This is a genomic window from Microbacterium profundi (genome assembly GCF_000763375.1).
Lineage (GTDB): Bacteria > Actinomycetota > Actinomycetes > Actinomycetales > Microbacteriaceae > Microbacterium > Microbacterium profundi.
This window is the reverse complement of record NZ_JPSY01000002.1, coordinates 26,281-40,428: the sequence shown is the minus strand read 5'-3', so window position 1 is coordinate 40,428 and position 14,148 is coordinate 26,281. Positions and strand designations below refer to the sequence as shown.

The 14,148-nt window shown below is 64.5% G+C and carries 8 protein-coding genes; all 8 read right to left on the bottom strand.

Annotation, left to right across the window (positions count from 1 at the left end):
• Positions 1-35 precede the first annotated feature (35 nt).
• The gene (locus tag JF52_RS0110685) at positions 36-2,519 is read right to left on the bottom strand and encodes a glycoside hydrolase family 65 protein (RefSeq protein ID WP_033106604.1); all 2,484 of its coding nucleotides are present in this window, start codon (positions 2,517-2,519) and stop codon (positions 36-38) included.
• Complete coding sequence (locus JF52_RS0110680) at positions 2,516-3,304, bottom strand: beta-phosphoglucomutase family hydrolase (protein WP_052166974.1); 789 nt, start codon at positions 3,302-3,304, stop codon at positions 2,516-2,518. Before JF52_RS0110680 ends, JF52_RS0110685 begins: the two co-directional genes overlap by 4 nt.
• Positions 3,305-3,412: 108 nt before the next feature.
• Positions 3,413-4,633 carry an acetate/propionate family kinase gene (locus tag JF52_RS0110675; RefSeq protein ID WP_033106603.1) on the bottom strand — a complete coding sequence of 407 codons (1,221 nt, stop codon included), beginning with the start codon at positions 4,631-4,633 and terminating at the stop codon, positions 3,413-3,415.
• A gap of 30 nt (positions 4,634-4,663) precedes the next feature.
• Positions 4,664-7,615, bottom strand: coding sequence for a type I restriction endonuclease subunit R (locus tag JF52_RS0110670; RefSeq protein ID WP_033106914.1), 2,952 nt, complete (start codon positions 7,613-7,615; stop codon positions 4,664-4,666).
• Positions 7,593-8,645, bottom strand: a complete 1,053-nt coding sequence (locus tag JF52_RS0110665; RefSeq protein ID WP_033106602.1) for a virulence RhuM family protein — start codon at positions 8,643-8,645, stop codon at positions 7,593-7,595. Before JF52_RS0110665 ends, JF52_RS0110670 begins: the two co-directional genes overlap by 23 nt.
• Entirely contained in the window at positions 8,638-10,011 is a 1,374-nt protein-coding gene (locus JF52_RS0110660) for a restriction endonuclease subunit S (RefSeq protein WP_235272425.1), read from the bottom strand. The genes JF52_RS0110665 and JF52_RS0110660 overlap by 8 nt, the downstream gene beginning before the upstream one ends.
• A 35-nt stretch (positions 10,012-10,046) precedes the next feature.
• On the bottom strand, positions 10,047-11,996 hold the full coding sequence (locus tag JF52_RS0110655) for a type I restriction-modification system subunit M (RefSeq protein WP_033106601.1): 1,950 nt from the start codon (positions 11,994-11,996) through the stop codon (positions 10,047-10,049).
• Between the two features lie 22 nt (positions 11,997-12,018).
• Positions 12,019-14,145, bottom strand: a complete 2,127-nt coding sequence (gene pta / locus JF52_RS0110650) for a phosphate acetyltransferase (RefSeq protein ID WP_033106600.1) — start codon at positions 14,143-14,145, stop codon at positions 12,019-12,021.
• Between the last annotated feature and the right edge of the window lie 3 nt (positions 14,146-14,148).

Genomic DNA, 14,148 nt, shown 5'->3' with positions numbered 1-14,148 from the left:
AGCCTACGGCGTACCGCAGACACCGGACCTCCGGCTCAGTCCTCGTACACGCTGATCACCGGGATCGTCGTCGTCACCACCGGCACGGAAGCGGAGATCAGCGTGCCGTCATCGCGACGCGCGTCCACGAACTGCCCGAGCGCCGGACGCCCCGACAGCACCGGCCCCTGATCGGCGAGTGCCACGATGACCTCGTCGTCCGTGCTCACCGTGTGCTCACCACCGCGAACGGTGAACGTCACCGGCTCTCCCGATCGCGCGACCACACGAAGCTGATCGCGGGTCACGGTCACCTGCAGCGCGGTGCCCTGCCACTGCAGCGGATACGACAGCGAGGGCCAGTCAGCAGGCAGCCGCGGGTCGAAGCTGAGCTCGCCGGCATGATCGCGCATCCCGCCGAATCCGCAGACCAGCGCGGTCCACACGCCGCCGGCCGACGCCACGTGCACGCCGTCGGACGCATTGTGGTGCAGATCACCGAGGTCGACGAACAGCGAATGCTCGAAGTACTCCCGCGCGAGGTCCTGATATCCGACCTCGGCCGCGAGGATCGACTGCACGACGGCCGACAGCGTCGAATCGCCAGTGGTCAGCGGATCGTAGTACTGGAAGTCGGCGAGCTTCTCCTCCGGCGTGAAGTGGTTGCCCTGCAGGAACAGCGCGAGCACGACATCGGCCTGCTTGAGGACCTGGAACCGGTAGATCACGAGCGGGTGGTAGTGCAGCAGCAACGGCCGCTGGTCGTCCGGGGTGTGCTCGAGATCCCACACCTCGCGCTCCAGGAACATCGCGTCCTGCGGATGGATGCCGAGACTCTCGCTGAACGGGATGAACATCGCCTCCGCGGCGCGATCCCAGGCGTCCGGTTCACCGGCATCCAGTCCGACGCGCTCCACGAGTGCGTCGTACGCACGCGGATTCGCGGCGGCGATCTCGCGCACCACCCGGGCGGCATAGCGCAGGTTGTACCGCGCCATGACGTTCGTGAAGAGATTGTCGTTCACGACCGTCGTGTACTCGTCGGGTCCGGTGACGCCGTGGATGTGGAACGTGGCGTCGCCATTCGTGCCGCGCCAGAAGCCGAGGGTCGCCCAGAGCCTCGCCGTCTCCACGGCGATGTCGACGCCCTCCCGGCGGAGGAATTCCACATCCCCCGTGGCGCGCACGTACTTGCCGAGCGCGAAGCTGATGTCGGCGTTGATGTGGTACTGCGCCGTCCCCGCCGCGTAATAGGCCGATGCCTCTTCGCCGTTGATCGTGCGCCAGGGGAACAGCGCCCCGGCCTCGTTCAGCTGTGCGGCCCTGCGCCGTGCAGCCGGCAGCATGAGCGCCCGCGCGCGCAGCGCGTTGCGCGCCCACTGCGGGCTCGTGTACGTCAGGAACGGAAGCACGTAGATCTCGGTGTCCCAGAAGTAGTGCCCGCTGTAGCCCGACCCCGAAAGGCCTTTCGCCGGCACGCCCGAACCGTCGGCACGCGCCGACGCCTGCGCGAGCTGGAACAGGCACCAGCGGCTGGCCTGCTGCAGATCGTCGTGCCCCTCGATCACGACGTCGGACCGCTCCCAGAACGCGTCGAGCCATTCCCGCTGACGATGGAACTGCGCCTCTACGCCCTCGACGCGCGCCCGGTCGAGCGAGCGGCGGCAGCGATCGACGAGTTCCCTCGCCGGCACGCCGCGTGAGGTGTGGTAGCTGACGAGTTTGGTGATGCGGATCGGCACTCCGGCCTTCGCCTGCACCCGGAAGACGTTCTTCGCGACGTCCTGCTCGACGAGCCTGCGCGCGCTGTACTCGTTCTCGGTCTCGATCACGTGGTCGGCGACGACCGCCACGGTCATCCCCGATTCCGTGGTCTCGTAGGACAGCGCCGATCGCAGTCCGTCCTGCCAGAACTCGACCGGCTGCAGCACCCGCTCGGTGATCTTCTCGGTCTTGCGGGGGTCGAATCCCGCCTTCTTGGCTGCCCTCGGCGTACCGCCGTACACGCTGCCACCGTCCTGCCTGTTCAGCAGCTGGCAGCTGATGGTGACTGGCGCATCCGAGTTCTCGACCGTCACCTCGAGGCTCAGGATCGCGAGATGACGCTCCTCGAAGCTGACCAGTCGCTCGTCACGCATGCGGATGCGCTTTCCCGACGGCGTCTCCCAGATGAAGCTCCGCTCGAGCACACCGGTGCGCATGTCGAGCGAACGCGAATAGTCCCTGACGTCCGACTCGTCGAACGAGATCGGCTCGTCGTCGACGTACACACGCATGATCTTCGCGTCGGGAGCGTTGACGATCGTCTGCCCGACCTCGGCGAAGCCGAACGCCTGCTCGGCGTGACGGATGCGCCACGTCTCGTGCAGGCCGTTCAGGAATGTGCCGTGCTCGTGCGCGCCGCGACCCTCGATGTGGTTGCCGCGCAGGCCGAGATAGCCGTTTCCTACGGCGAAGAGCGTCTCGGAGAGACCGTCCTCGTCGTAGCGGGTCTCGGTGAGACGCCAGGGTTCGACAGGGAAGCGTTCGCGATCGATCACTTCGACTCCCTCCGGTCGCTCAGTACATCGCATGCGGTCTCCGGGTTGTCGTTCGAGTTCAGAAGCAGACGGGCAAGATCATCGACGATACATGTTGCGCCGGCTGCGCGCAGGGCCTCGGCGCCGGCTCCGCGATCGACTCCGACGACGGTGGCGAAACCGGCGGCTGCGGCGGACGCGGCGCCGGAGACGGCATCCTCCACGGCGATGCTGCGGGCGGGATCCACTCCCAGTGCGGCGGCACCGGCGAGGAACATGTCGGGGGCGGGCTTCGAGGCCAGCCCGTCGCGCTCGGCGACCGTTCCGTCGACCACCACGGTGAAGAATTCACGGATCCCTGCCGTCGCCAGCACCTCTTCGGCATTCTTCGAACTCGACACGACACCCTGGCGGATGCCGGCATCCCGCAGCTGCTCGATCAACGCGAGCGATCCGGGGTAGGCAGAGATGCCTTCGCGGCGCAGCGACACCGAGAACGCGGCGTTCTTGCGGTTGCCGATGCCGCAGATCGTCTCAGCATCCGGTGGATCATCGACCTGTCCCCAGGCGATCTCGACGTTGCGGCTGCGCAGCAGACTCGCGACGCCGTCGTAGCGCTTCTTGCCGTCGACGTACGCGAAGTAGTCGTCGTCGGTGTACGCCGGTTCGATCCCCCAATTGGCGAACACGTCGTCGAACACCGCCTGCCACGCGCGCATGTGCACTTCGGCGGTCGGCGTCAGCACACCGTCCAGATCGAACAGGACTCCTTCGGTGAGGCCGAGGTCTGGCAGAGATTCGGGCATGCGGGCCTCCAGGGTTTCGCGCGAAGGGACCGGCACCTCACTGTGCCACCCAGCCAGCGTAATGGCGCAGGGTTCGCGAGCATAACCCCTTGAAGCGCGTTCCGACGCTCAGACCTGACTCAGGGTCTGCCGCGCGATCTCGAGCTCTTCGTCCGTCGGCACCACGAGCACCGAGGCCGATGATGAGTCGGTCGAGATGCGCCGGATGCTGTGGCTGCGCGCCTCGTTGCGGGCCCGGTCGATCTCGATCCCGAGGAAACCGAGTGTCGAGAGCGCCTCGGCTCGCACACGGGCCGCGTTCTCGCCCACGCCCGCGGTGAACGAGATGACATCGACTCCGCCGAGCTGCGCGATGTACGCGCCCGCGTAGGCGCGCAGGCGATGGATGTAGACGTCGAATGCCAGCGTGGCCGCCTCCTCACCCGCATCCACACCGGCGAGGATGTCGCGCATGTCACTGTGCCCGGCCAGACCCTTCAACCCGCTGCGCGTGTTGAGCAGCGTGTCGATCTCGTCGATCGAGTAGTCGGCCACACGGGCGATGTGCACCAGAACCGCGGGGTCGAGGTCGCCGGAGCGCGTGCCCATCACCAGCCCCTCGAGCGGGGTGAACCCCATCGAGGTCTCCACCGAGCGGCCTCCGCCGATCGCCGTGACAGAAGCGCCGTTGCCCAGGTGGAAGACGAGCTGGCGCAGCGAGGCGAGATCGCGTCCGAGGAAGTCCGCGGCCTGCTCGCTGACGTACTTGTGGCTCGTGCCGTGGAATCCGTAGCGGCGGATGCGGTGCTTCTCGGCGAACGCCGCATCGATCGCGTAGGTGTACGCCGAGGGTTTCAGCGTCTGGTGGAACGCGGTGTCGAACACCGCGACATGAGGCACGTCCTGGAACACCGCGCGTGCGGCGCGGATGCCGGCGAGGTTGGCCGGGTTGTGCAATGGCGCGAGCACTTCCAGTTCGCCTATCGACTGCTCCACGGCATCCGTCACGAGCGTCGGCGAGAAGAACCGCGCGCCGCCGTGCACGACGCGATGCCCGACGGCGACCGGCGCGTGCTCGTCCAGTGCGGGGCCGTGCGCCTCGAACTGCTCGAGCATGACGGCGAACGCCTCATCATGAGCGGCGATCGTCCGTTCACTCTTCTCGGTGACGTCGAGCACCGTCGGTGCGGCTTCACCGTCGCTGCGGCGCCGGACGGTGTGCGAGATCGCGCTGACGTCCTGACCGATGCGCTCGATGAGCCCCTCGCCGAGCGGCGACTCGCGGTCCATGTCGATCAGGCTGTATTTCAGCGACGAGGAGCCGCTGTTGATGATCAGGACGACGCTCACGCTTTCACTCAACCACACGAGCCACCCCCATCACGCGCTTTGTCGATACGTCGCCCGGAAGACCGCGTCTTCGAACCACCGTTTGAAGTCGCTGTTGTCCGAGTACTCCTTGAACAATTGGGTCTCGTCTTGCACGAGGCTCAGCATCACCTTGCCCAGCGCGTCGACCATAGCGACCTTGGCATTGGCCTGGTCGTTGTTGGCCATCGCCGTCTGATAGACCGGGTCTTCGGCGACCAAGGCCGGTACCTCCTCGGTGACGCGCTGGCGGATGCGCTCTTCGTCCTGCCATGAGATGTTGCCGAACAGCGCATTGAACGATGCCAAGATCTCGCTCAGCCGCTCCATCTCGGGGTCGGGGCGACCGCCCGCGCCTGCGCCTGGCACCGGGTCGATCTCGACTTCGCCGTCGGCGAGCGCGATTGTGAGAGCCGTGCGCTTCTCGACACGGAACGAGTCGAGGTCGATGCTCTCCAGCACACCCGCCGAGAGGTCTTGTCCCGCGGGAGTGGGGAGCTTGGGCACCAGGAACCCGAGAAAGATCGACAGTTTCTCCCACCAGACGTTCGAGTAGGGGAGGATCGCGGAGAGGAATCCGTAGGTGCGCACGAACGCCTTCGCCGCACCTTTGAACTCGACCTGCTGATCTTCGTCCATGGTTTCGCGGTACTCGTCTACCGAGGCATCCAGCAGCGCGTGCAGTTCGTCGATCGGAGCTTCGGCGAGGTAGCGCTCGACGAAGTGGTCGATGCCCTCCTGCGTGAACACGGCCTCGCGTACGAGTTCTGCCGCCAGGTCGTTGAGCTTGTTCGGGTCGGTCTCATCTGCCAGGACGGTGGTCTGGTAGTAGTCCTGGAAGGAGGCCTGGATGACGTCGGTCTCGTTGGCGAAGTCGAGCACCGAGCAGTCGTGCTTCTGTGGATGCGCGCGGTTCAGGCGTGACAGCGTCTGCACCGCCTTGACTCCGGAGAGGGTCTTGTCGACGTACATCGTGTGCAGCAGCGGTTCGTCGTATCCCGTCTGGAACTTGTCGGCGACGATGAGGATGCGGTACGGGTCCTGCTGGATACGCGCAGGTATCTCGGCGCTGGGGAATCCGTTGTACTGGGACTCTGTGACCTTGTTGCCCTCTTCGTCCTTGAATTCGGAGAAGGCCACGATCGCTTCGTATGGCCGCTTGGTCTCGGCCAGATACGCGCTGGCTGCTTCGTAATAGTCGATGGCGCGGGCAATCGAGGTGGTGACGATCATGGCGCGTGCCTGGCCGCCGATCTTGCGCGGCTGCATCACCTGGGCGTGGAAGTGATCCATCATGATCTCGGCTTTCTGCCGGATCGCGTGCTTCTGCCCTTCGACGTAGGTGCGCAGCTTCTTCGATGCCCGTTTCGCGTCGAATTCCGGGTCGTCTTCCACGGTCTTGATGAGCTTGTAGTAGGTGTCGACGGGGATGTAATTGGCGAGCACGTCGAGAATGAACTTCTCTTCGATCGCCTGCCGCATCGTGTAGGTGTGGAAGGGGCGATGCTTGATCACTCCGTCCACCGGGTGCGGATGCCCGAAGGTCTCGAGCGTCTTGTTCTTTGGCGTGGCGGTGAAGGCGAAATACGATGCGTTGGGCAGCATCTTCTTCGACTCCATGAGCCGGTTGAGTGCGTCTTCCACGTCTTCGACGTCGGTGTCCAGACCGTCTTTGGACAGGGCTTTCGCGAGTGCCGCGGATACCTTGCCGCCTTGGCTGGAATGCGCCTCGTCGATGATGATCGCGAAACTCTTCTCGCGCTGCACGCCCTTCAAACCCTGCACGATGTAGGGGAACTTTTGCACGGTCGTGATGATGATCTTCTTGCCGGCTTCGATCGCCTCGCGCAGCCCTTTCGAGCTTTCGGCGTGCTGCACCGTGGATCCGACCTGTGTGAAGCCCTTGATCGTGTCGCGGATCTGGCTGTCGAGGATCACCCGGTCGGTGACGACGATGATCGAATCGAACGCGCGTGCACCGTCGTGTTCGACACCGATCAGCTGGTGGGCGAGCCAGGCGATGGAGTTCGATTTGCCGGAGCCGGCGGAGTGCTGGATGAGATAGCGGATGCCGCTGCCGTGTGTTTGCACGTCGGCGAGCAGCTTTCGCACCACGTCGAGCTGGTGGAAGCGCGGGAAGATCGCCGAGGAGGTTTTCTTGCCGGTCTTGGGATCCTTCGTGGTGACGACGGCGGCGAAGTTCTCGATGATGTTCGCCAGGCTGTGCGGTGCGAGCACGCGCTTCCAGAGGTAGTCGGTCATCACCCCATCGGGGTTCGGTGGGTTGCCCGCTCCTCCGTTGTGCCCCTGATCGAACGGCAGGAACCACGACGAGGTGCCGCTCAGCTTCGGGCTGAACCGCACGTGGCGATCGTCGACGGCGAAATGTGCCATGCAGCGGCCGAAGGCGAAGATCGGCTCGCGCGGATCACGGTCGGTCTTGTACTGCTTGACGGCGTCTTCGACGGTCTGGTTGGTGATGTTGTTCTTCAGTTCGAAGGTTGCGACGGGCAGGCCGTTGACGGATGCCACGAGGTCAAGCGACTTGCTGGCTTCGCGGATGCTGTAGTGCACCTGCCGGGTGATCGTAAGCCTGTTCTGCGCGAAGAGTTCGACAGCCTTCGCGTTGTGCGCCGAGGGTGTCGGATAGTACAGGTCGATGTGGTGCGGCCCGTGGGTGACGCCGTCACGCAGGGAGGCGACGATGCCGTTCTTGGTGATCTCGCCCTGCAGGCGGGCAAGGAACTTGTGCGTGGTCGGGGAGTCGCTGTCAAGGTGGAGCACGTCGATCAGCGCGGGTTGGGTGTCGCGGACGAACTCGCGGAACACGGCGAGGTCGAGGCAGTATGCGGCGTTGAAGTTCTTCGGATCGCCTTGCACCCAGCCAGGTGTGCCGTCGGTGGCGACCATCTGCGCCACGATGAGCTCTTCGAGGCTTGCTTCATTCAGATTTGTCGGCACCATCTGCATCTCCCCGATCACTCATGTTCGCCGCCTGCTCCAGTGCAGCCAACGATTGCGCATCTTCCCGGTCTGCGTCGAGTGCGTGTGTTCGGCTGCGCGACTCGTCGAACTCCGCATAACGCCCTTCTGCCAATGTCCGTGCCACTTCGGCACTGACGCGTCCCGGGTGGGTCAGCAGGTCTCGTTCGTTGAATTGCAGGAAGGCATCCAGCCGTGCGGCCCAGTCGGCCATCGTCATCTGCCGCCGGTTCTTCGCCTGCAGTTCTGCGTAGTCGAGGTACATCGTCACGATGAGGTCGAGCTCTTTGACCTCATCGCCCTGCAGGTAGTTCTTGGCGACAGACACGTCGGCTTTGCGGACGACGGTCCCGCTCCACGACGTGAGTCCCATGTTGGTGGTGTGCGGGTCGCTGCGCAGGCTGATGATCTCGGCTGCGGTGTGCCCGGTGACCGCCCAGAGCATCTTGTTCTGCACCTTCGCGAAGAAGGCTTTGGCGAGGTCGCTGGATTTCTCGTAGTCCACGGCGGTGGCGTAGAGATCGCGCACCTTTTGATAGAAGCGCTTCTCTGAGGCACGGATGTTGCGGATGCGCTGCAGCCACTCGTCGAAGTAGTCCCAGTTGTCGACGCCCTTGAGCTTGTCATCGTCCATCGCGAAACCCTTGACCAGGTATTCGCGCAGCACGCTCGTCGCCCACTGCCGAAACTGCACGGCGCGCGGTGTGGTGACGCGGTAGCCGACGGCGAGGATCATGTCGAGGTTGTGGAGGTTCACTTCGCGGCGGACATCGCGGGTGCCTTCCCGTCGAACTACAAACTCAGACTTTGTAGTTGACCCGTCGACCTCGCCGTCGTCGAGAATGCGGCGAATGATCTGCCCGATGTTCTGCGATGTCGTTGCGTACAGCGATGCGAGTTCTGAGAGGGTGAGCCAGACCGTGCCGTCGGAGGCACGGAGTTGCATCTGCACGCCGCCCGGTGCGGTGTAGAGGATTACCTCGCCGGATGCTCTGGAACCGTCGTCAGCCATTGGTGCCCTCGGGATCGAGCTCGGAGTCGAGCATGTCGTCGAGCTCTGCATCTATGTCGGTGTCCGCGATGACGTCGTCGGTCAGGTCGGGCAGGGATGCCGCAATCGTGCGCACATCGACCTGCCCGGTCACCACGTCGGATGTGAGGCGGGTGCGGAACTCCTGGAGGAGTTCAATCTCGCGCCGTGCGTTCGCGATCGCTCTGTCATCCTTCAACACCGACGCGCCAACCGCCGCCGCGATAGCGTCACGTTCACCGGGTGGAGGCACGGGGATTTTTAGTCGTCCGTACCGTCGCGGGTTCAGGTTCGCCTGGTGCAGACTCACCAACGCCTGCCCTCGGGCAAAGCGTAGAAAATCCGGCGAGTTCAGCACTGCGGCCAGCCAGGAGCTCGCGAACTGCGGCTCTGGTCTCAACCTCACGAGATACGACGCGAACGTAACGCATTGATTCGAGCCATCCCGATAGAGACCGACTTTGCCAACAAGGTTTGGGCTGTTGGTCCGATTGAAGAGCAGGTCGCCGGCCTGGAGCTCTAGCCCGGCTGGGACCCGATCGAGCCCTCCGTTGCCCGACACGGACACCTCGCCACCTTGAATGTCACCCATCCCAATTACGGTGATCGGGCCTTCTCCCTTGGCGTTCTCTGATGTTCCGTACACCATCCCCGTGAAGCATCGACTAAGTGGAAGCTCATCCCAGTGGACAGGGATGTCGCCGAGCCAGGGGATGCCGGAGTCTTTCAGCGGGACGGACGGGTCGAGGCCGCGGGTGACAGCCTGGTGGATGATCGCCTGCTTCTGCTCTTCGAGCAGCGCGATCATCTTGCGCTTCGCGGCGATGGCCCGGTCGATCCGCGCATGCGCATGCCCGAGGTACTTCACGATCGCCGCCTGCTCCTCCGCTGGCGGCACCAGCACTGTCAGCTGCTTGAGCGAGCCCGTACTGATGTGAACGATGATGTCCCCCCGGCCGAGCTGTCGCTTCTGCTTCAGCAGGTATGGAGCGGTAAGTGCATGTCCCAAGAACTCTGCGCTGATGGCAATGGCGGAGAACACCGCCGTATCACCCCCGCAGTACGTCGGCTCTTCAATCAACGAGACGGACGACTTGCCGATGTCAGCTTGCGATTCACCTGAGAGCGCGAAGAGCACATCACCACGACTGATCTGCGTGTATCCCTCGACGGACGAGGTCGAGATGCGAGTTACGGGATTCTTCATAGACGGTCGATCGACCTTGTACAAGTCCCCATAGCGGATACACGCCGCGCCGGTCGCGTCATCGTCCTGGCGCGAACCGCCCCGGCCCTTCCTCAGCGAGCCAAGGTTCCCCAATCGAGTGGAAGTCCATCCAGAAGGCATTGCACCGTGTGGTCTGTGCGGGAGATCCGTGAACATCAGCCGACGATCTCGCTCAGCAGATCGTCTGTCTCAGCTTCAAGCGCACGGATATCGGCGCGGATCTCATCGAGCGTGCGCATCGGGGCAGGCTCGTAGAAGTGGCGGGTGAAGCTCACCTCGTAGCCGATCTTCGTCTTCGACTCGTCGATCCAGGCATCCGACGCATAGGGCAGCACCTCTCGCCGCAGGAACGCCTCGATGCCGCTGGCGTACTCCCCCGCCGGCTCCGTCAGCGGAATCTGCTCAGTGTCACTCAACTCGGTGTCGCGCTCATACTCCACGACCCGGGTCTTGCCGTCGACCTCTGCCTCGAACAGCCCGCGCAGCGGGTCAGCGACCACTCCGAATTTGTGCAGTTTCTTGATGACGGCAGGCGCAGCATCCGCCCGCTCGCTGGCCGCCCGCAGAACCTTGATCTCGGCGGGCTTGTAGACACGGCCCGGCTCGGCATCGACGAGGCGCAGCGGTCGGTCGACGGCGACCTTGTAGTACCCGAAGTCGGCGTTGTCGAAGATCTTCGAGACCTCAGCATCCGCTTCATCGAACGCATGAAAAGTCGCCATGATCGCGTCGATGTTCGCGGCCGACAGTTCGCAGTTCTTGCTGCCGAGGTTCTTGCGCAACGGCGTGAACCACTTCGTCGCGTCGATCAGCTGCACCTTGCCCTTGCGGCGATCCTGCTTGCGGTTGCTCAGCACCCAGATGTAGGTGGCGATGCCAGTGTTGTAGAAGAGGTTCAGCGGCAGCGCCACGATCGCCTCGACGAGGTCGTTCTCCATCACATACCGGCGGATGTTCGACTCGCCCTGACCCGCATCTCCGGTGAACAAAGACGAGCCGTTGTGAATCTCGGCGATGCGACTGCCGGTGACCGTGTCATTCTTCATCTTCGCGATGAGGTTGGCGAGGAACAGCATCTGGCCGTCACTCGACCGGGTGACCAGGCTGAACTCGGGGTCGCCGTCGTGCTCGACGATGAAGCGCGGGTCGGTGATGCTCTTCGCCCCGCCCATGCGCTCCTGGTCGGTCTTCCACGACTTGCCGTACGGCGGGTTCGAGAGCATGAAGTCGAACTCTTTGCCCGCGAAAGCGTCGTTCGACAGGGTGGAGAACTCGGGTCCGCCCTTGATGTTGTCGGCAGCGCGCCCGTCGCCCTTCAGGATGAGGTCGGCCTTGGCGATCGCGAACGTCTCGGCGTTGATCTCCTGCCCGTACAGGTGCGTGTCGATCTTCTTGCCCGCGGTCAGCTCGTTCAGTGTGTCGTCAGCAACGGTGAGCATGCCACCCGTGCCCATCGCACCGTCGTAGAGCAGATAGGTGCCGTCGGGAATCGAATCGGCGATCGGCTCGAACATCAGCCGTGTCATGAGCTTGACGACATCGCGGGGTGTCCAGTGCTCACCCGCCTCTTCGTTGTTCTCTTCGTTGAAGCGGCGCACCAGCTCTTCGAAGACGCTGCCCATACCGTGGTTGTCGAGGCTTTTCGGCGACAGATCGAGCGTCGGGTCAAGGAACTTCTCGATCAGCGTGCCGAGCGCATCAGCCTTGGTGAGCCTCGGAATCTGGTTGCGGAACTCGAAGTTCTCCAAGATCTCCTGCACATTCGGCGAAAAGCCGTCGAGGTATGCCTCGAAGTTCTGGCGCAACTGCATCTGCGTGCTCGCCGCACGCAGATCTTTCAGCAGGAAAGGGCTGGTGTTGTAGAAGTCCTGGGCAGCGGCCTGTCGCAGCGCAGCATCCTGATTCACGATGCTCGCAGCATCCAACGTCTTCTTGGTACTCAGCACATTCTGCTTCGTCTCGGCCAACACGCTGTCGAGTCGGCGCAGCACCGTCATCGGCAAAATCACATCGCGGTACTTGCCGCGCACGTACAGGTCACGCAGCACGTCGTCGGCGATGTTCCAGATGAGCTGAGCGAGGCGCTGGTTGGTGGTGCTGTTCACACCTTTGACTATATGAGAGGCCTCAGACCTCCGACACCGAGGCACTTCCCTGGGCTTGGATCGCGGTGATCGCGACCGTGTTGACGATGTCGTCGACCAGCGCGCCGCGCGAGAGATCGTTGATCGGCTTGTTCAGCCCCTGCAGCACGGGCCCGATCGCGACGGCTCCTGCCGAGCGCTGCACGGCCTTATACGTGTTGTTGCCCGTGTTCAGATCGGGGAAGACGAACACCGTCGCGCGTCCGGCGACCGCCGAATCCGGCATCTTGGCCTTGGCGACGGCGGCATCGGCCGCGGCGTCGTACTGGATCGGTCCGTCGACCGGCAGCTCGGGGGCGCGCTCGCGCACCAACGCCGTCGCCTCGCGCACCTTCTCGACGTCGGCGCCGGTTCCCGACTCCCCGGTCGAATACGAGAGCATGGCGACGCGCGGCTCGATGCCGAACTGCCGCGCGGTCTGCGCAGACGAGATCGCGATGTCGGCGAGTTGAGTGCTCGTCGGATCGGGGATCACCGCGCAGTCGCCGTAGACGAGCACGCGGTCGGCGAGAGCCATCAGGAACACGCTGGAGACCACCTCTACGCCAGGACGGGTCTTGATGATCTCGAAGGACGGACGAATCGTGTGCGCGGTGGTGTGGGTCGCACCCGAGACCATGCCGTCCGCGAGGCCGAGATGCACCATGAGCGTTCCGAAGTACGACACGTCTGTGACGGTGTCGGCGGCCTGCGACAGCGTCACTCCCTTGTGTGCCCGCAGGCGCGCGTATTCCTCGGCGAACCGCTCGATGTACGACGGATCGGTCGGACTGATGATCTGCGCCGCGGAGATGTCGATTCCGAGCTCAGTGGCCCGTGCGCGGATCTCGCTCTCATCGCCGAGGATCGTCAGGTCGGCGACGTCACGCGCGATCAGGCTCGACGCCGCACGCAGGATGCGGTCGTCCTCGCCCTCGGGCAGCACGATGCGCTTGCGATCGGCCCGCGCACGTTCGATGAGTCCGTACTCGAACATCAGCGGCGTCACGACGCGCGATTCCGCGAGCCCGAGCTGTGTCGCGAGCTCGGTGATGTCGACGTGGGTCTGGAACAGTCCGAGCGCGCGATCGTACCGATGACGCGAATCGGCGGCCAGCCGTCCGCGCGCACCCATCACGCGCACCGCGGTGTCGTAGGTGCCGTGATCGGTCGCGATGATCGGGACGGTGGACGAGAGCCCGTCGAGAAGCCGCTCGATCGACTCGGGCAGGGGGAACGGACCGTTCAGGATGATCCCCGTGATCGACGGGAATGTTCCTGCCGCATCCGCCATCAGCGTGGCGAGCAGCACCTCGGTGCGATCCGCGGGGATCACCACGACGGCATCCTGCGTGAGGCGCGGCAGCACGTTCACCATCGACATGCCTGCTACCACGACGCTCAACGCTTCACGGGTGAGCAGATCGGGGTCGCCCTTGATGAGCCGCCCGTCGACGGCTGCGAGGATGCCGCGGATCGACGGCGCCACGAGCGTGCGATCCTCCGGGATCGCCCAGACCGGAGTGCGCTCCGCCTGCGCTGAACGCACGGCGTCGACGCTCTGCTGCAGTGCATCGGGATCGGCACGGTTCACGATGACCGCGAACAGCTCTGCACGCTCGTCGTGCAGCTCGGCCAACGCGAGGGCCGCGATCTGGCCGACGGCGTCAGCGGTGCGCGCGGTCGACGTGCCGAGCTGCTCTCCGCCGCCCTGCTGGTCGCGGCCACTGAGCACGAGCAGCACCGGAGCGCCGAGGTTCGCGGCGATGCGGGCGTTGTAGCCGAGTTCGGCGGGGCTGGCGACGTCGGTGTAGTCGCTGCCGATGATCACGACGGCGTCGCACTGCGCCTCGACCGCCTTGAACCTGGACACGATGGTGGCCAGTGCGCGGTCGGGATCGTCACGCACATCGTCGTAGGTGACGCCGAGGCTGGCCTCGTAATCGAGGTGCACGCCGTCGTGCGCGAGCAGCAGCTCGAGCACGTAGTCGGGCTCGGCGGAGGAGCGCGCGATCGGGCGGAACACGCCGACCCTCGGCGTCACTCGCATCAGCGCATCGAGCACGCCCAGCGCGATGGTTGACTTGCCGGTGTGCCCCTCGGCGGAGGTGATGTAGATGCTTCGCGCCACGCT

What these genes read in the sequence shown, in the direction of transcription:
- JF52_RS0110670 (WP_033106914.1), bottom strand. Translation starts at nt 7,615, where the DNA reads ATGGTGCCGACAAATCTGAATGAAGCAAGCCTCGAAGAGCTCATCGTG.
- JF52_RS0110680 (WP_052166974.1), bottom strand. Translation starts at nt 3,304, where the DNA reads ATGCCCGAATCTCTGCCAGACCTCGGCCTCACCGAAGGAGTCCTGTTC.
- JF52_RS0110665 (WP_033106602.1), bottom strand. Translation starts at nt 8,645, where the DNA reads ATGGCTGACGACGGTTCCAGAGCATCCGGCGAGGTAATCCTCTACACC.
- JF52_RS0110660 (WP_235272425.1), bottom strand. Translation starts at nt 10,011, where the DNA reads ATGCCTTCTGGATGGACTTCCACTCGATTGGGGAACCTTGGCTCGCTG.